The organism is Aeromonas allosaccharophila, from assembly GCF_000819685.1.
Classification (GTDB): Bacteria; Pseudomonadota; Gammaproteobacteria; order Enterobacterales; family Aeromonadaceae; genus Aeromonas; species Aeromonas allosaccharophila.
The window spans coordinates 1-19671 of record NZ_CDBR01000085.1 but is presented as its reverse complement, the minus strand read 5'-3'; the positions used below and the strand labels follow the sequence as shown (position 1 = coordinate 19671).

The following is a 19671-nucleotide window of genomic DNA, read 5'->3' as shown; positions in this document are numbered from 1 at the left end:
GATGAAACAAAGGACTCAACCCGGGCAAATGCCCCTGTTGGTTGCACCTTGGCAGTAAACTCGCGCGGGTGCATGTCACCCCGCCCTGTGGACAGGGTGACACAACGCTTGCAGCGCTTTCACGCCCACCGGTTCGACAGCTTGCAAGGGCACCACGGCATAACGCTTGGCATGCTCCTGCTTGACCGCGTCGATATGGGGCTGCTGGCGATACGCTCGTTGGGCCAGCAGTGGCGAGGTGACACTGGCCGGAGCCAGCATGTGATTGACCACCCAGGCCCAGGGCTCGATACCGGCGCGGCGCAGGTCGGCTTGCAAGTTGGCAGCCTCCTGTACCGGAGTAGGTTCGGGCAGGGTGACTATCATCACCTTGGTCTGTTTCGGGTCTTGCAACTGCATCATAGGGGTGGTGAAGTGCATCCCCTTGCCCCCCATCTGACGGGCAATCTCCCGGTGATAGGCACCGGTCGCATCGAGCAGCAGCAGGGTATGGCCAGTGGGGGCGGTATCCATCACCACGAAGCGCTTGCCTGCCTCGCGAATGATCCGCGAGAAGGCCTGAAACACGGCAATCTCTTCGGTACAGGGGGAACGCAAATCTTCTTCCAGCAGTGCGCGACCCTGAGCATCCAGACTCGCCCCCTTGGTGGCCAGCACCTGAGCACGATAACGCTCGGTCTCTGCGTGGGGATCGATACGGCTGACCTCCAGACTGGGCAAGGCGCCAGCCAGGGTCTCTCCCAGATGGGCTGCGGGATCTGAGGTGGTCAGATGAACCGGCAGCCCCCGACTGGCGAGCTCAACGGCCACTGCCGCAGCCAGGGTGGTTTTACCCACACCGCCCTTGCCCATCAGCATGATGAGCCCGTGGCCATCGCTGGCCAATTCATCGACCAGTTGCTTCAAGCCAGGATGTGGCTCAGTAGTTGTGCTCTCAACCTCATCAGTCCCAGTGACCGGTGCTGCACCCAGTAACTGGCGCAGGCTCTCCACGCCCACCAGGTTGGTCGCCAACAGCGGCACTTTGTCTTGTGGCAGCCTTGCCAGCAGCGCTGGCATATCAGCCATCGCCTGCTGCTCACGTTGCCATACGGCTGTCGCCAGGGGGTCATCCGCCAGCTCGCTTTGCGGGAAGATGCCATTGATAACCAGTTGCTGATTGGCAAGGCCGATAGCGGCCAGTTCGTCATGGGTACGCGCCACTTCCCGCAAGGTTGAGGCTTGCGCTCGGGCCACAAGAATAAGTCGGGTTTTCCCCGTATCTGAGAGGGCCGCAACGGCCTCTGCGTATTGGCTACGTTGTTTTTCCAGTCCCGCCAGCGGCCCCAGACAGGAAGCATCGCCCTTGCCTTGCTCCAGAAACTCGCTCCATGCCCCCGGCAGTTGCAACAGACGGATGGTGTGACCGGTCGGAGCTGTATCAAACACGATGTGGTCGTATTCCCCCACCAGGCTGCTGTCGGTCAAGAGCGCGGTGAACTCGTCAAAGGCGGCGATCTCTGTGGTGCAGGCACCGGATAGCTGCTCTTCAATGCTGCGCACCACGCTGTCGGGCAATTTGCCGCGCACCGGGCCAACGATACGTTCGCGATAGGCTTGTGCGGCGGCTTGCGGGTCAATCTCCAGTGCTGATAACCCACTGACTGCCGCGATGGCGGTAATGCTGTTACCTATCTGGGTGTCGAACACCTGGCCTACGTTTGACGCCGGATCCGTGCTGACCAGCAGTACCCGTTTGCCACTGTCACACAAGGCAACTGCACTGGCACAGGCCAGCGAGGTTTTACCCACCCCGCCCTTGCCAGTGAAAAAGAGAAACGGGGGTGCATCATTGAGAAACGAGTAGTTCAGCAACGGGGACATGAGAGACTCCTATCAGGAAGAACGAGACAATTGACCGAACCGAGAACTTGCCAGCCAAGCGATGACGCTTAGCAGCAACCACTGCTGCCGGAGCAGCAGCCACTCTTGACGATCCCTTTGATAGCACCGGCTTTGTTGGGCTCGACTGCTGGCTGTTCAACGTCTTCGCAATCGACGTCAGCCGCTTTCTGTGACTCAAGTCCGGCATAACGCATCAATTCAGCGCGGCTGGGATAGCGACCGGTGAGCACCACCTGGCCATCGACCAGCGTCACCGGTAATCCTTCTTCCCCGGACAGTTCCAGGAAGGAAGCCACTGCCGGGGTCTCGGCGAATACCAGAGGTTGCTGCGCCAGATTGAACCGGAACAGTGAAGCCCCCTGCTGCTTGATCCATTCGGCGTCACCGGCAAAGGTGACCAGTGCCTGATCCACCTCTGCGCCACATACGCCGCTGGAGCAGCACAGGGCCGGGTCGAATACTTGTATCAGTCTCATGGTCTACTCCTTATTGCAGCATGGCTGCGCAGGTAATACATGGGGTGAGCAGCCAGACTCAGCCCTCATCACCCCGCAGGCTTCCGGATGACCGGCGCAGCACTCCTCGGTGAGGTAACCGATCAAGTCGAGCATCAGGGGAATATTGGCGCGGTAACGCAAGAAACGGCCCTCTTGCTCCACCGAGACAAGGCCTGCATGCAGCATGGCTTTCAGATGGAATGAAAGAGTGTTCGGGGCGATATCCAGTTCACTGGCAAGCTGGCCAGCGACCATCCCCTCCAGCCCTGCCTTGACCAGCAGACGCCATACATCGAGGCGGATACCGGATGCGAGAGACTCGAAGACTTTAGTGGCTGTATCTTTATTCATTTGAACCTCTTCATTCACTTCATGAGTACAACTATACAAGAACAGTTGAAATGATCAACCCACCCAAACCTTGCTATTGATGTATTTAGGTACAGTTGCTGTTTACACAACACTCTTCGCGGAAAAACGCGATGATCTCTTCCAGCACTTCATATTGGGAAACGCACAGCAGGGTACGGCTCTCCCGGTTCTGCTTGACCAGACCAACCGAGACCAGCGCGGCAATGTGGTGGCTCAGGGTCGATGCGGGAATGGCGAGCTGCTTTTGCAACTCTCCGACAGGCAGGCCCTGCTCCCCCGCCTTGACCAAATGTTTGAAAATGAACAACCGAGTCGGATGCCCCAACTCTTTCAATGCCTTGGCAACTTCTTCCAACTCCATAGCTCACTCTCCTTGATGGAACATATTTCGATAATACCAGAAATATCTTGACCACCCCAACATTTCGATTATTTTGGAAATATAGTAAATCAAAGAGGACATGAAAATGAATGACTGGTTAACCATGCTGACAGATGCATCTCAGATGTTTTTGTTCCTGGCCTTCGAGCTCTCTGTGCTGTTTCTGGTGATCAGTGCCGGGGTCAGCTTGATCCGCCAGAAGATCCCCGATACCAAAATCCAGGCCATGCTGGGAGCACGAAGAGGAAGGGGCTATTTAATCTCTGCGGCACTGGGGGCATTGACGCCCTTTTGCAGTTGCTCAACCATTCCGATGCTGCGCGGACTCTTGTCTGCCAAAGCCGGTTTTGGGCCAACCCTGACCTTCCTGTTTGTCTCGCCGCTGCTCAACCCGATCATCGTCGGCTTGATGTGGGCCACCTTTGGCTGGAAAGTGACGGTGCTGTATGCCGTGATTGCAGCAGGCGTGTCTGTACTGGCGAGTATGCTGCTGGACATGCTGGGGTTTGAGCGTCATGTCATTGACCCCAAAGAGGCCAAGCAAAGCAGCTGTGGCACCGGTTGTGGCACCACGACACAAAAAACTGCCAGTGTGAGTGCAACCGCCTGCTGCGCAAGCAATGCTATCAAGTCCGTCAAACCGCTAAAGGCTCAGACATCCTGCCGTACTGCGCAGCCCGATGAGACCGCACCCACTCTCTCTTGTTGCGCAGATGGCACTGTGGCACTGACCCAAGCCCCTGTCATTCCCACGGCCCTCGCCAAAGCGCGTATCGATGCCTGGCAACAATTCAAAGAAGTGCTGCCTTACTTGTTGCTGGGGGTGCTGATAGGGTCATTTATCTACGGTTTTATCCCCGCCGAGTGGATTGCGGCCCACGCCGGGGCAGACAACCCGCTGGCGATCCCGTTCAGCGCAGTCGTGAGTATTCCACTCTATATCAGGGCAGAAGCCGTTATCCCTCTGGCATCGGTATTGCTTGGCAAAGGGATGGGCATGGGGGCGGTGATGGCACTGATTATCGGTAGTGCAGGAGCCAGCCTGACCGAGGTGATCCTGCTCAAATCAATGTTCAGAACCCCGATGATCGCGGCGTTCCTGACCGTCATACTGGGGATGGCCGTCATGATGGGCTACCTGACCCAACTGCTGTTTGCATAAATGACAAAGGGCCTTCTGAAACAGAAGGCCCTTTTGTGTGTAACTGGTTGCACCATGACTATCATGGGCGACGGGGCCGCAGCCAGCTTTATTTATTCACATGTGACGAGTTTGTTCCGAGTACGGAGAGATGTCTTGATGTCTTTGCGGCGGCCACAGGGGAGCACGGTCACCTTGCGGTAGTACCAGATACCTTGCGGAGAGAGCCAGAGATTTACTATGAAGATTCCTGATCCATCCACATCAAGTGGATTACCAAGAGGTCTGAAGGGGGTAATTAGCTGTAACTTATTGAATTGCAGAAACAAGTGGTGGCCCTACCAGCCACATCCCGGCACTCGAGTCCCCCGCCTTGGCTGCTACCTTCCGGTCCTGACCAGGTTGACGAGTTATCAATGCGAGCCCAAATAAATCAGGCACTTGGGGATGGAACTGATTGCCATCACAGTGTTCTGAAACCTCAACAAGCGAGAATCCGCCGCAAGTACGGTCATCCACATCAAGTGGACATGCTTAAATGGGTAACAAACAGGGCAATCCTACCCGCCCTCCCCCGTACACTGCAAGCACCTCATTAAAGACCCCATCCCCTCCCGCAGCAGCTCAACAATCAACCCAATATTGAGAGAAATGAAATCTAATGGTAACTTTGGGTCTCACTTAAACCCGAGGTGACATATGGCTACGAACACAGGCAAAGGCTATCGACAAGGTTCCGTCAACGACCGTACCCAAGTTCAGAACCCGGTTAATGGGAACTGGACGAAACGCGATACGGATAGCGGCAAGTTTATCGAGCAGAAACAAGGTGGGGATCCCTTCAAAGGGGTAGCCAAAGAAACCGACAACCGTCGGAAGTGAGTTCATCGATGACCGACCAGTGTTCTTGTGGCCAGCCCCTCAACCATTCAGTTGTGTTCCATCAAAACGGGCAGAAACTCAAAAGCTGCCCGAACTGTTCAGAACAGGCTGGCGTTCATGTGTTCTATCGGGCAGGAGAATTCGGATTCAGACGGATGGCTGGTGTAACCAGGATACAATCATGGTGCCGTGGCTGCCGGGCCAAGCATCGCTACCGGCTTGACCCAGTCAAAACCTGCTAAAAAGGAGCCCGGCAAGGGCTCCTTGGGTTGTTATTAGCTGCATGTTCCCCATATCACACCATCAGTACCACACTCGGTGGTATAGGTGCCGTCTACTTGAGTGACGGTTTTGACATAGTGACCGAGCTCGTTGTAGCGAACTTCAGTTTTCACCCCGGTTGTGTCTGTGGTGACTTGAGTCTTCGCCCAGAAACGGGCATCTGGCTCGATAGTCTGGTCTTCGAAACCATACGGGAGCTGTTCCAGAGCAGACCCCAGATCAGCCATATTGAGGGTATCGATAGTATCAGCCACACCAATCCAGTCGTTCAAGAAGGGGAAGCTGCCAGCTTGACGGTCGTAGATGAACTCACCGGTGGACTTAACGTCACCATTAGTGGCCTCTACGGCTACATGGCGTTGCGTTACCACATCAACCAAGTTGTCGATGACACACTCTTCAAAGCTATTAGCCTGGAAGTTCACCAAGTTGGACAACTCATACAGTTTGTTACCAGCTACGTGCTCGATAGCCTCTTGCACACCACAGGCATACGGAGAGTCATCCCCACCTTTTGACTCGAAACTGTACTCGTTGACGTATTTGTAGCTAGCAGTCTTGCGGAAGTGACGCTCGCTGTAGGCCAACTGTCGGATCACCTGCGTGAAGTCAGAGGATACCTTTGCCAACTGAGTAACTGCACGATCATCCCAATAGACACCCTGTTCACGATACCAGGCATTGGGGTAGGCGTTATCTAGGTCGCGATTGTCACCGATGTGGTAGTCCACATAGGCATAGAACGCATCTGGGTGCTGCTTCTTCAACACTTCAGTCTCCCCGAATGATGCCTGCAGACCTCGGACGATTTCCATCGCCACAGTAGCAGTCTCGGAATCCCCAGAAGCGATGTAGTCAGCGTACAGCTTCTTTTCTGAGATGTTGTAGTGCTTGATCACGCGGTTGGTAGACTCTCGCAGCTCGAACGCGATCTTCTCTCGCTTCAGCTGGTCGGCCATGACTGACTGGCAAGTCAGAGCACCATCGTTGGCCAACTGCTTTTCCACATCGCTCCAAAGGACAGTCGTCAGCGGAGTAACGTGGAGGAGGTCATCGTTGGAGATCGGGGTAAACTTGGGAGGCAGAACCATCTGGTATGCCTGCTCGACAACGCCAGTATCAAGGTCAACCGCACCAACAGGTACGTCCACAACCAGAGGCACGTATTCGGCACACTGCTCTTGGGCACCGGTAAGCTCCATACGGTAATCGCCGAGCTCTGTGGTGACAGAGCTGGGTTCGCCTGCGTCGAGCCGCTTGTTGAAGTTCAGGTCCAGGTACACTGTGGCACCCTTGATGTAACCATCGATGGCCTTTCCTTGGATAGAAGATTTAACGGCCGGAGGGTTGGTGCTATCGCTGTCACTGCCCCCTCCGCCGCCACAAGCTGAAAGAGCCAGACAAACCCCTATGCATACCCACGAACGAACTGTCATCAGTTTCTCCTTGTTCCCTATATTTTCATAACGATTCAATAGACCGCTCCAAAGGAGAAATACTAAAGAATCTGCAGATATATTTATGTGATTGATACCGTTTTCATGAGAGTGGACATTGTCCTACATGCCTATGATTCCATTGAATTTACCTCCATCCCACGTAAGATCCTCTGCACGCTGGAGAGACTGATCCCCGTCCGGCGTGCGATTTCGGCCTTAGCTAGTCCCCGTTCAGCAAGTGACAGCACCTCCTCCCCTTTAGCCATAGCAGTCGGCTTGCGACCTTTGTAGACCCCACGCTGTTTTGCCATTGCAATCCCTTCTGCCTGACGCTCCAGCATCAGCTCCCGCTCAAACGTGGCGATGGCACCGATCATGGTCAGCATCAGTTTTCCGGTAGGTGTCGAGGTATCGATACCCAGATTCAAAATCCTCAGAGCAACCCGCTTAGCGTGCAGGTACTCCGAGATCTCCAACAGGTGACGAGTGTTGCGAGCCAAACGATCCAACTTGGTCACCATCACCACGTCTCCCTCACGAACAAAATCCAGCATCAACGAGAGCTGAGGGCGGTCATCTTTGGCCCCGCTCACTTTCTCCTGGAATATCTTGCTGCACTCGGCCAGTGCCTGAAGCTGGGCATCCAGGCTCTGCCCCACAGTGCTGACACGTGCATATCCCACCAGTGCCATAGTCTCCTCCTGGTCAATAGGGCAAGGTACACTGACGCGACCGGTCAGAAGGTCGAAAGGAACCCATATGACCGGCAAAAAGTGGCACTTTCGCTCGCGTCACACGGGCTTGGTCTATTGACCTGTGCCAGTGATACAAATGAAAACGGGCCACTCCGTGATGGAGGGCCCGCAGGGGTAGTCAACCAGATGCTCTGGCTGCTCTATCTATTGGTCATGCAGGGTGCCGACCGGGGGATCTCAATGACGCGTCGCCCCGCCCTGCATCCGCAATACCTTGGCCAGCTCCTCGGCATGAGCCTTGTCACGGGCGATGAGGCGGATCATCAGGGTTCCCCCTGCAATGGCAACCAGAGTCACCGAGGTCAGGATCATTTTGTTCATGGGTAGTCCTCTTCGTTCATGTTGTAGAAGTGTGGCGGCATGTAGCGGGCCATCATCGCGTTGACGATGACAGACGCGAACGCCGTCAGGGCTGCTTTCAAAGCGTCCAGCAGCAGGGCTTTCGTGAAGTCGTTCATTTCGATTACTCAGGGGTTATCTTCAGGCGGTAGACCTCCATCCGGTGATAGTCGAGAAAGTTCCTCTCCCAGAGCCGGTAGAGGTCCATGGTGGTGGCCAGCGGCCGCTCTCCACACCAGAGCTGGGAGGCCAGCCCGGCGTTGAAGTCAAAATCAAGATCCTTGACCAGCTCGCCACCGAGGTAAGTGAACTCGGTGACGTAGGCCATCCCCCAGCTACCAGCCCGTTTTTCCAGACGGATTTCGACCGGACGGTAACCCCCCGTGTCAGCGGAATAATCGGGACTGCGGAAGTTGAGGGTCAGGGCAGTGGCATCGGGGTAACTGCCGGTGACCTTGGTGAACAGAGCCTGTAGCGGTTTGGATGGGGTCATAGCAGCCCCCTGTCGGCAAACGAGACGATGTCGTGCTGTCCCACCACAAAGTGGTCGAGCACTCGCACGTCTACCATCTCGAGCAGCTCCTTGAGACGAGTGGTAATCGCTTTGTCTGCATCTGAAGGGTCGACCATACCGGAGGGATGGTTGTGGGCCAGAATGACCGCTGCGGCGTTTCTGTTGAGAGCCGCCTTGACCACCTCACGGGGGTGAACGGTGCCCGCATTGATGGTGCCGAAGAACAGCTCCTGGTAATCGAGCAGTCGATGTTGATTGTCGAGCAGCATGACGGCGAACACTTCCCGCTCGTACTCCCCCATCTTGAGCCGAAGGAAGTCTGCTGCCGCTTGGGGCTGGGTGAAGGCTTGGCCCAGATGCCGCTGTCGACTCTCCAAAATGGCCAATGCCTGATTGATGATGTGATCGCCCTGTCCAGGATGATCGCCGTAGTTGTGTGACATAACAGTAACCTCGCGTCGTTTGGGTACACGAGTTACTTATGCCAAGGATGTACAAGACTATTGAATGAGTTTCAGGCGGGTATAAGTAGAGCAAGCAGGACCTTTATTGGTCAGCCCCCTTAAAAATTTTTAGATAAAAGTCACGGTTTTGCTCTTCATAGCAAGGTATGTTTTCGCCAATCCCTGCCATTGGGGCACATCACCAAAGCTAAATGTTTTTAGCTTAATATCAACAGCTTGTGTATAAGGAGAGACCCTTGTCTGTCACCCAATTCATCCCCGCTCAGCCCAATGAATTTGCCTACTTTGACATCCAAACATCGGAAGCCTGTGATGTAGTTCTCGAGCGTCACCCGTTAATCGGCTTCCTGACCAAATCATACGAAACAGTGCAAGGTGAAGTCGTCATAGAAGCTTGGCCAGTGTCTACCGTTGGTGAAAATGTTACCCCCAACTTTATTCAACGTCACGATGGCACCTTTACCGATACTCAAGGTGAACGCACCTGCTACTCGATCATAGACATGATGTACGAACGAGGATTCGAGCCTGATAACTCTATAGCCCTCCCCCCCGAGAATCCGAAAGAACTATCAGAATTCGTTTGGCGTCCCCTGCGGAACCCGCAAAGCTAATATCTGCTGATTTTGGATCTGGCCCTTTTGCCCGCTGTCAAAGGCAAGGGGGCCATTTCGGATGTTCAATCTGCTGAAATTTCATCTGTTTATAGAACTTTTTCTGTATGAAATTTCGTAGAAAAAGTTCTTAAAAATGCCAAAATTTCAGCAGAATGGCTGCTCTTAGTCGCCCCCTATGGCTCTGTGTATCCCCTTTTCCGGGCGATAGGTGCATCTAAAGCGTCATCCCTGCCCCATTGTGTTTCAGCCAGGAGACTTGCTTCTGGTAATCCGGCAGCACCTTATCGACAGCATCCCAGAATGCAGCGTTATGGTTGCGGTGGAGCCGATGGGCCAATTCATGCACAACGATGTAATCCAGCACAGACAGCGGTGCCATCAGGCAACGCCAGTGGAAATTCAGATCCCCCTTGGTCGAACAGGAAGCCCAGTGATGCTGCAGCTCCATCACTCTGACTGTCCGGTAGTCTACTCCAAGTTTGGGAGCGTAATAGGCAACTCGCTTTGTTACCCTGGCCAATCCCTTATTGCGATAGAAGTGTTTGAACAGCTCCATTCCCCGATCAGCTCTGTCACGCCTCATCAAGAAGTAACCATTCTTGAGGATCAGGTCTTCCTGCTGATCATCCACCAGCTTGAGGCGATAGTTGCTGCCTAGATAGGGGAACCCTTCACCACTGACAAACTGACGCTCGACATGAGTTCGGTTAAGGTCTTCCCACTCGGCCAGATTACGATAAATCCAGCTACGCTTCTGCTCCAGGATCTGCTCGATTTTTTCGGCATCATATCCTTCTGGAGCCAACACTGACACGCTGCCGTCTCGCTCAATAAAGATGCTGGTCGTCTTGCGTTTGCTCTGCTTGAGCCGGTACTGGATGTCTTTGTAACAGAGCATCAAATCGACTCACTACTGTCTGCCATATGGCTCATGCCCAATACCTCGGCACTTCGACGACGAGCCAGAGCAACAACCTCAACCGCCAGCTGTTCTCGTTGAGATTTCAACTGCGGTACTCTGCTGAGAAACAGCTCTTTCTTGATTTGCCCTTTCAGGTCCGATACCAGATCGGCCCTTTCCCAAAAATCCAGATTGCCGATATTCTCATTCAGCAATTCCATGATCTTGTCGAGGCATGCTTTCACCTGCTCCACATACTCAGTCAAATTGCCACCAGTAAAGGCGATACTGACGATCAAATCAAAGAAGGGATCTTCGACTTTGGCATCGGGACCTCGCCCCGCCAACACATCTTTACGCAAAGCAGCCAGCTCAAGCATCATCTGCTCCCAGTTGCCAGCGTGCTTCTTGATGATCTCCTCCAGCTTCTCGCTCATCTTTTTGAAGAAAACCGGGTCATCTTCCGCATTTACCTTGCAGTGCTTACGGATGGCATGTTCCATTTCGCTGGCTTGAGCCTTCAAGTCAGGCTCTTGGGCGTTCTGGGTCATAAAGCTGTCGCTAAACAGCTCCATGGGCTTGATCTTGGGGTTTATGCCTAGGCTGATCAGGTGTTCGTCTATAAGCTTGCGGATCTTCTCGCCCACCCCGCTAAAGCTCATGGTCTCGTCTTTATAACGCTGCTTCGCCTTCGCCTGAATGTGGACAAACTGGTACATGGGGATCTTGTATGGATTAGCCAGAGCGCTTGGCATGACGATATCCATACTCTGCAAAAATTTTTTCAGGAATACGTTGAAACTGTCCCGCCGTCTGGGGTCTTCCAACACTTCGATAGCATTCAACTGCACCTGATAATGTTCATCTGGCCCCAGCTTTTGCATCACCATGGCTTCAATTTGTTGAACGTCAGCATCGGTAAAAAGTTGTAGCAAGCGGCGATAACGGCTCTCAAGTACCGGCAGTTCACTATCGATACTCTGCAAACTGTTCAGGATATCGTTTCGATCATCCTGTGAGTACATAGCGAGAGCTTCGTGCAGATGATGGGCCAAACCGATGTAATCGACGATGTAGCCACGAGTCTTCTCCTTGGCGGTTCGGTTTACCCTCGCAATGGTTTGCAACAGGTTGTGTTCCCGCAACTTTTTGTCCAGGTACATCACCTGTTCGATGGGGGCATCGAAGCCGGTAAGTAGCATGTCACAAACGATCAGGAACGCGACACCCGTATTGGGATTGGCCTCGTCAAATTTTTTCTTGAAACTCTCAACCGCATTGAGCTCGTTAGCCTGCTTGCGAGCCTGAATAAATGCAGCCGACTCGTTAGTGCCATCCGAAGAGATAACCACTGCAGTCTTGAGGAACTTGAGTCGAGCCAACCACTCATGGCTTACTGACGAGGGCGGCTGTTTTTCGTAAGCAGCAATCTCTTCGGCCAGAGCCTTGTCAATCGCTTCCTGATAACGGATAGCTGCCAATTTGGAAGAGCAGACAACCTGAGCCTTGAAACCGGATGGCAAAATATTGCGAAGGTAGTGTTTTACCAAATCTCTGGCAATGGCCTCAATACGGGCCTTGGCCTCCAGAATATCCCCTTCCGCCCCATACTTGCGGCGGATAGCCAATAGCTCAGCCTCGGAGCGATCTTTGAACAGGTCTTCGAACTTTGTATCGAAACCAGACTTATCGTTGATGGCACTATCGGCAGTCTTTCCCTCGTAGAGGATCTGCAGGGTAGCCCCATCATCTACCGCATCTTGCAGTTTGTACTTGTCGATATAAGCATGTTCCTGACTGGTGCCGAACCGCTTCCAGGTCGGAGCAGTATGATGCTCGGCGATCAGTGGCGTGCCGGTAAACGCGATACGTGTAGCCTTGGGAAAGGCGTCAAAGAGATTATCTGAGAGGCTGGCCCTATCCTTGCCGCTACGCTGGGTACGGTGAGCTTCATCAATCAGGATCAGCACCTCTTCCCGGTTACTGATCACACCAAAGGGCTGATGTCGAACAATCTCGGTCTGATAATCGGCACTGACCTCTTCGATCTTGTCCTCGTCACCACTGGCTTGAGCGGCAGCATAGTCAAGGTCGAGCTTCTTTTTGACCGATTCAGGCAGGAAACGGCTATCATGCTCACGAAACTTGTGGATCATCACCATATTGAGGTTGGAGCTGTCATTGGCGAGCTGGCTCTTGGCCTCTTCGGTACTGCTAATCTCAATCACCTTTTCGTCAGTGAGCACCGCCGTTTCCGTCAACTGCTCCTCAAGATCAGTGCGATCGTTGACCATCAAGACCTTGTAGCGCTTCAACTGGGAACAACGACGCAGTCGACGAACCAGAAACACCATGGTCAGGCTCTTGCCGCTGCCCTGGGTATGCCATACCACCCCGGAGCGTCGCAACCCGGTATCTCCCTGCCGCATACGCTCGATGATCTTGAGCACAGCCCGATATTGCTGATAGCGGCAGATCACCTTAACTCGGGCACCACCCGTATCCATAAACAAGGTAAAGCTGCGGGTAATGTCGAGCAGTCGCTCTGGCTTTAGCATCCCCTGCACCAACTGCTCTTGAGGACGATGGCGACCGACCTCAAGAGCAACATAGGGCTCTTCATCCGGATAGATGGTCTTCCAGTTGAAATAGTACTCCTCGGTCGAAGTGAGGCTGCCGAAACGGCAATCGTCACCATAGGTGCTGATCATCAGCTGATTGGTGTAAAAGAGGGCGGGCTCACCTTCCCGTAGCTTGCTGTGCTCAGGCTCTCGCAGATCGGCGAATCGCCGCAGCTGATTAATCCCCTCAGCCATGGGGTCGGAGCAATAGTCAGCCAGCAGCTTGCACTCAATCACCACCAAGGGCATGCCATTGACGAACAGCACGATATCGGGGCGGATATGCTCTTTGCTGTGGCCAGGGGTATCTATGCGAAACTGATTAATGGCGGTAAAGGTGTTGTTCTGCCAGTTATCGAAGTCGATCAGCTTGACCACCGGGTCGGCCTCGCCGGTCACTTCATTGCGGTCAAGCTGCCACTTGTAGAGACGCTGCAAAAAGGTCTCGTTGGCCTCCAGGAGCTTATGGGTGCCGAAATCGGTGACATCACCGAGCAACGTCTCAAGTTGGCTATCGGTCAGCCAGTGCTGGCCATCCTCGGTGGTGTTGATGCGATCCACCGCCTTTTTAAAGGTATCGGGGAGTACCATCTGCCGGAATGAGGAGCGAAAGCTGGTAGCCGGATCTTTGGGCACACCCTGTCCCAAATCATGCACTTCCCAACCCATCACCGCCAACTGGTCCAACAGCGGCTTTTCAACCTCCAGGTACTCCGACATCCGTACTCTCCCTTCAATCGAGGCCAACAACCAGCCTCATATCGCTATCTTATTGTTATCGCTAGACGCTGACTGGCACCTTACCGGTTAGCAGATCTCGCATCAAGCCCGCTTTTTTTAAGTGCAACTGTCTAAGCGTCTTCTTTTCCTTAGACAGCAATTCATTTAACTGATCCAATACTCTTGCAATCAAACCCTGTTCAGCCTCGCTTGGCATGGGTGATGGGATTCTCTTAATTACATCAATACCCAATGTAGGAACACCACTATTACTATTCATTTCAAAATCTATAGAGGATAGGAACTGTTCACTTCTTACCAACCACAACAAATAACTAGGTTCAATACCTGCCTTTGCTTTCATAACCACTAACGTATGTGAGAAAGCCTTTTTGGCCATACCGTATTTACGTGCAAAACCAATACGTCCTTTACGGGCAAATATCACATCATCGCACTGGTAATTACATCTCTCTAGCTGCTTATTAAACTCAGCTTCTGAAATATGCTTACATTTAGAAAGCTCGAACTCATCATCGCCATCAAAATTCTCCGTTGACGCAATAGGAACACCACCGAACTTAATACTGTCTGGGTACCTATGACTAGGATTAGGGTCTATGACTTCAGCGATTAAATCAAATCTATTAACGTTCCACCCACATGGAATCGGCCCCAAAATTGAATCAATGTAGAGCTCAGGTGCATCATGAACGCTGGGGCGAAGCTTGCCACTCGCAGGATCAATCCCACGGCTGAACAGATCTGCCATCATCCCCTGCTTCGTAACAGATAACTTATTGATCTGCTTCTGCGTGTTATGGATGATCATGTCAATACTTTGAAGAATATCCACCACTTTTTTCTGCCTGTCCTTATCACTGGGATAACGTACAGATAGAATTCTCCCCAAATCTTTTGGGACATGAGGTACACCGGTTCCAGTTCTTCTTGCCTGTATCCAGGCAAAATGAAGATCAAGAAAGTAGTAGAGATACTCTGGCAAAATATCATCATTTGGAGCCATTTTTGCAACCGTCGATGCAACTACTCCCACTTGCCCACAACCAACTAAGCCTGAGCGTTCGCCATCCCACAACATGAGCAAGTCTTTTGCTCCAGCAAGCACGGCCCCCGATGTTGCTGCATACCCATCTTCCAGTCCTTGTAAACCTGATGCCCCCAAATAACGGAGGTATCCAGTCTGCCATGTATCACTGGTTTCCGTTTTTTTCCCCTTTTGGAAAGTAACCAGCTTGCCAAGTGGTTTTTCTATCCATCCAACAGGCAGATGCTCATTATTCATACCCCAGCTCCTTTAGGTACTTAGCCAGCGTTTGAGCCGCATCGTTACGCAGCTCAGTGATTGCCTTGGCCGTCACCTGATATTTGCGATGTAGATTTTCAATGGCGGCAATCCGCCCCAACTGCAGGGCACGCACATAGCCCTGATAGTTGGAATCCAATTCGCTCTTAAAGCGAGCCAGGATAAGGCTCTTGGCCTCGTCAGGGGTAATAGACTGGCGAGCAGCCTGCAGCAGTTGATCCCGTCGCAGTTCGGTCTCCTTGATCTCCGCCTTGAGGGTTTTGAGTTCACCCTCCGCCGCTTTATCGGCAGCCAACACCTGTTCGATCTCGCTCACCCGCCGCACGGCCTGCTCGCCTTGAGTAGCGATACGCGAGATCAGCGTCTGGTTGCTCAGGGTCAGACCATGTTCTGCCGCCAGCGCCAGGATCTGCGAAGAGACCGCAAAGTTCTGTTCCTTGGCAGTCAGCCCCTGCTGATAATCACTGGCTTTGCTGCCCTTGGGCACTGCCGCAGCAAGCTTAACCTCGGTAAAAGCATCCTTAATCTGATACTTCAATTGCTGCACACAGGTCGCCACCAAGGCTTTACGCTCTTTCAGTTCCTCTTTCAGTTGGCTGGCATAGGCAGCGGGGAGTACCGGGTTGTCGTCGGAAGGCTCGTACTCCTCCTCTTCAGCGGCATCGAAGCAGGCTTGCAGCTCGTTGATACGGGTCTGCTTATCGGCCAAATCTTTGATGATATCGCTGCACTGGCTGGCAAACAGCACTTCATCCGGAATCAACTCGGCGTTCCAGCCGCTGGCAGCCACCGACTTGAGATCGGCTTCCAGCGACTTGAACCAATCAGCCAACGCCCCCCGTACCTTGTAGGTATCGAGCAGATTGACTGGCAGCAGATGCTGCTCGATGGTGTTCAAGGCGTTACGACGCAGCGAGAAGACCCCGCTATCGCCTAACTTGTTATCACCGAGAGCAGCAAAAGCAGGCAGTTCGCTTTGCCACCAGCTATCCAGAGCCTGCTGAAATTGCAAATGTTTCTCCAGCACCGCCGGGAACTTCTCGATATGAGGTTTGATGGCTGACAACGGTTCAAACTGCTCGACAAAATCGAGATAACGATCGCAGTTAGCTCTTGGAACAAACAGACTCTGCTGCAAACCAGGATAGTCCTGCCACGTGCTGGCTTGTGCGGCGATCTCATCGGCAGGGATGCCACCGTTTAGATGGGCCCGCACATCTTGCGGCTCAGGAGCTGGGCTGTTGTCGACATAGCGGCGGATATTGAAGTTGAAGTCTTCTTCAGCCAGCTTGATTACGCTAACTCGCTTGGCATACCCATCGATATCTGGATCAGCCGGGTTCGCCAGCAAGGAGCGATAAACACGGGTGATCTTTTCGATATCTTCCGGTCGCAAACTGTTCTGGGCCTTTCCTTCGCGGTACTCCCTATCAGCATTGATAAAGAGTACAGAGTCCCGCTCTTCTGCCCCAGATTTATTGAATACCAACACGCAAGCCGGAATACCCGTGCCATAGAACAGCCCGGCAGGAAGGCCAATGACCGCTTCCAGAATACCTTTCTCGACAAAGTGCTTGCGACAAGCACGCTCTTCAGCTCCCCGGAACAGCACACCATGGGGCATCACCACGGCCATTTTGCCGTTGGCCTTAAGCGATGCAACCATATGCTGAACGAACATCAGGTCTGCCTTCTTTCCCCCCTCCGGCATAAAGACATCGAAGCGGCTCTTGAGCTTCATATCTGCCTTTTTGTAGTTCTGGGAGAACGGTGGGTTGGCGATCACCCGATCAAAGGTCCGCACTTCACCGGCTTCGGTCAGATGCAGAGGGTTGGCAAGGGTATCGCCATTCTCGATATCAGCCCCGCCTGAACCGTGCAGGATCATGTTCATTTTGCAGATAGACCAGGTGCCGCCGTTATCTTCTTGGCCAAACAGGTGCAGATTGCGGACGTTACCACCCGACTCCTGAACATAGTTGCGGCTCTGGATCAACATGCCACCCGAACCACAGGTGGGGTCATAGATTTCCATCTTCTCCTGAGGTTCCAGGATCTCGACCAGCAAACGAACCACTTCAGCCGGGGTATAGAACTCCCCACCCTTCTTGCCCGCACTGTCAGCAAAATATTTGATCAGGTATTCGTAAGCAGCCCCCAGCAGATCGGGAAACTCGAAGTCATCGTTGGAGAGCGGGATCTGGTCAAAGTGCTGGATAAACTCGATCAACCGGGCATCGGGGATCGGTGTTTTACCAACCTTACGGTTAAAGTTGATGTGCTTGAGAACCCCTTCCAATCCTTTGCTGGTGTTCTCTTCCTCCAATGCCGCCAACGCCTTGTTGAGGCCTGAACCGACGTTATCCTTCAGGTGCTTGAGGCTGCTCCAGTGGGCTGCTTTGGGTACAAAGAAGTCGAACAGGTCGGCATCGCTCAACAGATCCTGAATGTCATCATCGTCGAGCCCGTCGGCCTTGAGCTGCTTAGCCTTATCGGCGTAATCCTTGTCGAATTGGTCGGACATCCGTTTAAGGAACAGAATGCCGAAGATGTACTCCTTGTACTCAGAGGCATCCATCTTGCCACGCAGAATGTCGCAAGCCTTGAACAGCTCGCGGGATAGTTTGGAGAGAGTAAGTTTAGCCATGATACGGGGATCCATAAGCCAACATCAGGCGGCACCAAAGTGGCCTGACTGGCTGTGACTGCAAAAATTGGCGTTAACCTACCACGATGATGGGATTGAGGAAAATCGAATCTGCCGAGAAGGCGGGTAGATGTAGGCAGAGTGCCTCTGAAGAGGCGCTCCTCATGTTGGCAGCTATGAACCTGTATGATTTCTATCCTGAAATCCAACTGGCTCGATGAACAATATTCCTGGCTGGTTCATCGAGCCGCACTTCGGCTACTTACCCGTTTCCATTGTCAAGCGTTGCACACGGGCTTTGAGAGCATCGTGCTCCTCGGTTAAAGCCCTCATTCGAGCTTCATGCTCAGATACTTTATCCCCTCTGGAGGTACAGGCGAGCGTAACAAAAGCACCAACGACTACACCACTTGCCAGACCAATCACTAAAGGCTCAAGGACATCAGCCCTGTTATAATCGAACATAAACTGACTGCAAGACTCTGGTGAACCTGCTCCCCTGATTTCTTTTTGATATCCAAACTCAAAGCATGCGAATTTCGCTGTCACCGCCTGCTTCTGAGTCACCGTTAGCTGTCCCTGCTTTTTATCATCCCTTGGCATACGCTATCCTCATCCTCGTAAAACGTTGGCACCACATACAGACCGGCAACAATAGCAGCCTCCGAAGTAATATTACTCTCTACAAAGGCCAAAGCTTATACATGAGAAAATTTCATGAATAGCCGTTTTTGCGTTGTTCACAACGAAAACGCGAAATGGGGTCTTGGGGAGGAAAAAAGAGGGGTTGTATTGCTTCCGCCGATCCGTATAGTCGGGGTTGTCGGCGGGCAGACGCCCCCGCACATCGCACCTTGGCTCACGCCATAAGCCCTCGGGGGGCGCCAATTACCCGACCTGATTACCGCCGCTTGGAACACACTCATCCTAATTTTAGTTCCAGCTGCGGTCATCGAAGGAGAGACACCATGTCTCAAACACAACAAGTTGACCTTGAGTTTGCCTTGGCCGATGCAGGCCACTCCCTGACTATCGACTTTGCTGCTGTCAAAGAGCAGTTCCCCATTATGGATGTCGCCTCGGCCCTGACCGGGCAAGACGTCAAGAAAGTCGGCTCCAACACCTATCGACTGGATGATGCCAGTTGCCCACTGTGCGGCCATAATGATTGCTTCACCCTCTATCCTGACGACGATAGGTTTAAGTGCTTTAGCTGTGATGAACATGGGGATGTGCTCGATCTAGTCGTCAAGTGCGACAAAGCCCGTAGCCCTGCTGATGCAGCCCGCTTGCTTCTGCTGGGCGAGCTGTCAGTCGCCCCGACCGTTCGCAAGGTGGTGAAGCTGGAGCAACCGGTCTACATGGCCCCACCTGCTCGCCTGCAAGAACTCTTCAATCTCGCAGCTAGTCACTATCAGTCCCGTCTGGATGTAGACGAACTGATGGAGCGGCGTGGTCACTCTGAGGAGGTGCTGGTGGGGCTGGATATCGGCTTCTCAGGTGGCCTGAACAAGGCACTGAAGGATGCAGGGTTCAGCCAAGAAGAGCGACTGGCCTCCGGTCTGGTCAAGCCTCGCAACGACGCCCCAGATCTGCTTCGTGACTTCTTCCCGAGTGGCGTCTATGTGTTCCCGCACTTCGACCGCAACGGACAAGTCAGCCGCTTCACTTTCAAGGACCCAAACAAGCAGTATCAGTTCCAGCTGCCGAGCCAGCACTGGCTTAACGGGGTGCAGTTCTACGGAGAAGAGAGCCTGAATGCCCCCGGCCCTGTCGCCCTGGTAGAGGGGGAAAATGACCGCCTGTCGCTGGTGGATGCAGGTTGGCCGGGCCCTGTGCTGGCCACCATCGGGACACTGTCACAGACACATAGATGGTCGCCCCGGT

19 protein-coding genes and 1 other RNA gene are annotated in these 19671 nt (G+C 53.2%); 4 read left to right on the top strand and 16 right to left on the bottom strand.

Annotated elements, in window-relative coordinates:
• Window positions 1-75: 75 nt before the first annotated feature.
• From arsA to BN1115_RS14725, 4 genes are all read right to left on the bottom strand, one after another.
• Window positions 76-1863: an arsenical pump-driving ATPase gene (arsA, locus tag BN1115_RS14740; protein ID WP_042657748.1), complete on the bottom strand. Its 1788-nt coding sequence runs from the start codon at window positions 1861-1863 to the stop codon at window positions 76-78.
• A 68-nt stretch (window positions 1864-1931) separates the two neighbouring features.
• Window positions 1932-2360, bottom strand: a complete 429-nt coding sequence (arsD, locus tag BN1115_RS14735) for an arsenite efflux transporter metallochaperone ArsD (protein WP_042657747.1) — start codon at window positions 2358-2360, stop codon at window positions 1932-1934.
• Between the two features lie 3 nt (window positions 2361-2363).
• Window positions 2364-2732: an ArsR/SmtB family transcription factor gene (locus tag BN1115_RS14730; protein ID WP_042062690.1), complete on the bottom strand. Its 369-nt coding sequence runs from the start codon at window positions 2730-2732 to the stop codon at window positions 2364-2366.
• Window positions 2733-2817: 85 nt separating this feature from the next.
• Window positions 2818-3114, bottom strand: coding sequence for an ArsR/SmtB family transcription factor (locus tag BN1115_RS14725; protein ID WP_042657746.1), 297 nt, complete (start codon window positions 3112-3114; stop codon window positions 2818-2820).
• Between the two features lie 106 nt (window positions 3115-3220).
• On the opposite strand from BN1115_RS14725, the gene BN1115_RS14720 reads away from it, so the two are divergent.
• On the top strand, window positions 3221-4297 hold the full coding sequence (locus BN1115_RS14720; protein ID WP_042657745.1) for a permease: 1077 nt from the start codon (window positions 3221-3223) through the stop codon (window positions 4295-4297).
• A gap of 315 nt (window positions 4298-4612) precedes the next feature.
• Here BN1115_RS14720 and ffs read toward each other — a convergent pair.
• Window positions 4613-4706: signal recognition particle sRNA small type (ffs, locus tag BN1115_RS21800), an RNA gene on the bottom strand.
• A gap of 269 nt (window positions 4707-4975) precedes the next feature.
• Here ffs and BN1115_RS14715 point away from each other — a divergent pair.
• A complete protein-coding gene (locus BN1115_RS14715; RefSeq protein ID WP_005324899.1) occupies window positions 4976-5158 on the top strand; it encodes a hypothetical protein in 183 nt (60 codons plus the stop codon).
• Window positions 5159-5433: 275 nt separating this feature from the next.
• Here the strand turns inward: BN1115_RS14715 and BN1115_RS14710 are convergent, their stop codons facing one another.
• From BN1115_RS14710 to radC, 6 genes are all read right to left on the bottom strand, one after another.
• A complete protein-coding gene (locus BN1115_RS14710) occupies window positions 5434-6876 on the bottom strand; it encodes a hypothetical protein (RefSeq protein WP_042657744.1) in 1443 nt (480 codons plus the stop codon).
• A 131-nt stretch (window positions 6877-7007) separates the two neighbouring features.
• Window positions 7008-7571 (bottom strand): recombinase family protein, encoded by a 564-nt coding sequence (locus BN1115_RS14705; RefSeq protein WP_042657743.1) that lies wholly within the window; start codon window positions 7569-7571, stop codon window positions 7008-7010.
• 240 nt (window positions 7572-7811) lie between these two features.
• A complete protein-coding gene (locus BN1115_RS22575) occupies window positions 7812-7955 on the bottom strand; it encodes a hypothetical protein (protein WP_167335559.1) in 144 nt (47 codons plus the stop codon).
• A complete protein-coding gene (locus BN1115_RS22570; protein ID WP_005324906.1) occupies window positions 7952-8092 on the bottom strand; it encodes a hypothetical protein in 141 nt (46 codons plus the stop codon). The genes BN1115_RS22575 and BN1115_RS22570 overlap by 4 nt, the downstream gene beginning before the upstream one ends.
• Window positions 8093-8097: 5 nt before the next feature.
• Entirely contained in the window at window positions 8098-8466 is a 369-nt protein-coding gene (locus BN1115_RS14700; RefSeq protein ID WP_042657742.1) for a DUF2787 family protein, read from the bottom strand.
• Complete coding sequence (radC, locus tag BN1115_RS14695; protein ID WP_042657741.1) at window positions 8463-8930, bottom strand: RadC family protein; 468 nt, start codon at window positions 8928-8930, stop codon at window positions 8463-8465. Before radC ends, BN1115_RS14700 begins: the two co-directional genes overlap by 4 nt.
• 257 nt (window positions 8931-9187) lie before the next feature.
• On the opposite strand from radC, the gene BN1115_RS14690 reads away from it, so the two are divergent.
• Window positions 9188-9565, top strand: a complete 378-nt coding sequence (locus BN1115_RS14690; RefSeq protein WP_042657740.1) for a hypothetical protein — start codon at window positions 9188-9190, stop codon at window positions 9563-9565.
• Window positions 9566-9782: 217 nt separating this feature from the next.
• Here the strand turns inward: BN1115_RS14690 and BN1115_RS14685 are convergent, their stop codons facing one another.
• The 5 genes from BN1115_RS14685 to BN1115_RS14665 all read right to left on the bottom strand — a co-directional run bounded on the left by BN1115_RS14685 (window position 9783) and on the right by BN1115_RS14665 (window position 18387).
• Window positions 9783-10466, bottom strand: a complete 684-nt coding sequence (locus BN1115_RS14685; RefSeq protein ID WP_042657739.1) for a M48 family metallopeptidase — start codon at window positions 10464-10466, stop codon at window positions 9783-9785.
• On the bottom strand, window positions 10466-13759 hold the full coding sequence (locus tag BN1115_RS14680) for a type I restriction endonuclease subunit R (RefSeq protein ID WP_244152287.1): 3294 nt from the start codon (window positions 13757-13759) through the stop codon (window positions 10466-10468). The genes BN1115_RS14685 and BN1115_RS14680 overlap by 1 nt, the downstream gene beginning before the upstream one ends.
• 112 nt (window positions 13760-13871) lie before the next feature.
• Window positions 13872-15116: a restriction endonuclease subunit S gene (locus tag BN1115_RS14675; RefSeq protein WP_042657737.1), complete on the bottom strand. Its 1245-nt coding sequence runs from the start codon at window positions 15114-15116 to the stop codon at window positions 13872-13874.
• The gene (locus BN1115_RS14670; RefSeq protein WP_042657757.1) at window positions 15109-17784 is read right to left on the bottom strand and encodes a type I restriction-modification system subunit M; all 2676 of its coding nucleotides are present in this window, start codon (window positions 17782-17784) and stop codon (window positions 15109-15111) included. Before BN1115_RS14670 ends, BN1115_RS14675 begins: the two co-directional genes overlap by 8 nt.
• 258 nt (window positions 17785-18042) lie before the next feature.
• Complete coding sequence (locus tag BN1115_RS14665) at window positions 18043-18387, bottom strand: hypothetical protein (RefSeq protein WP_042657736.1); 345 nt, start codon at window positions 18385-18387, stop codon at window positions 18043-18045.
• A gap of 365 nt (window positions 18388-18752) precedes the next feature.
• Between BN1115_RS14665 and BN1115_RS14660 the strand changes: the two genes are divergently transcribed.
• A partial coding sequence (locus tag BN1115_RS14660; RefSeq protein ID WP_042657735.1) for a CHC2 zinc finger domain-containing protein occupies window positions 18753-19671 on the top strand: 919 nt, incomplete at its 3' end.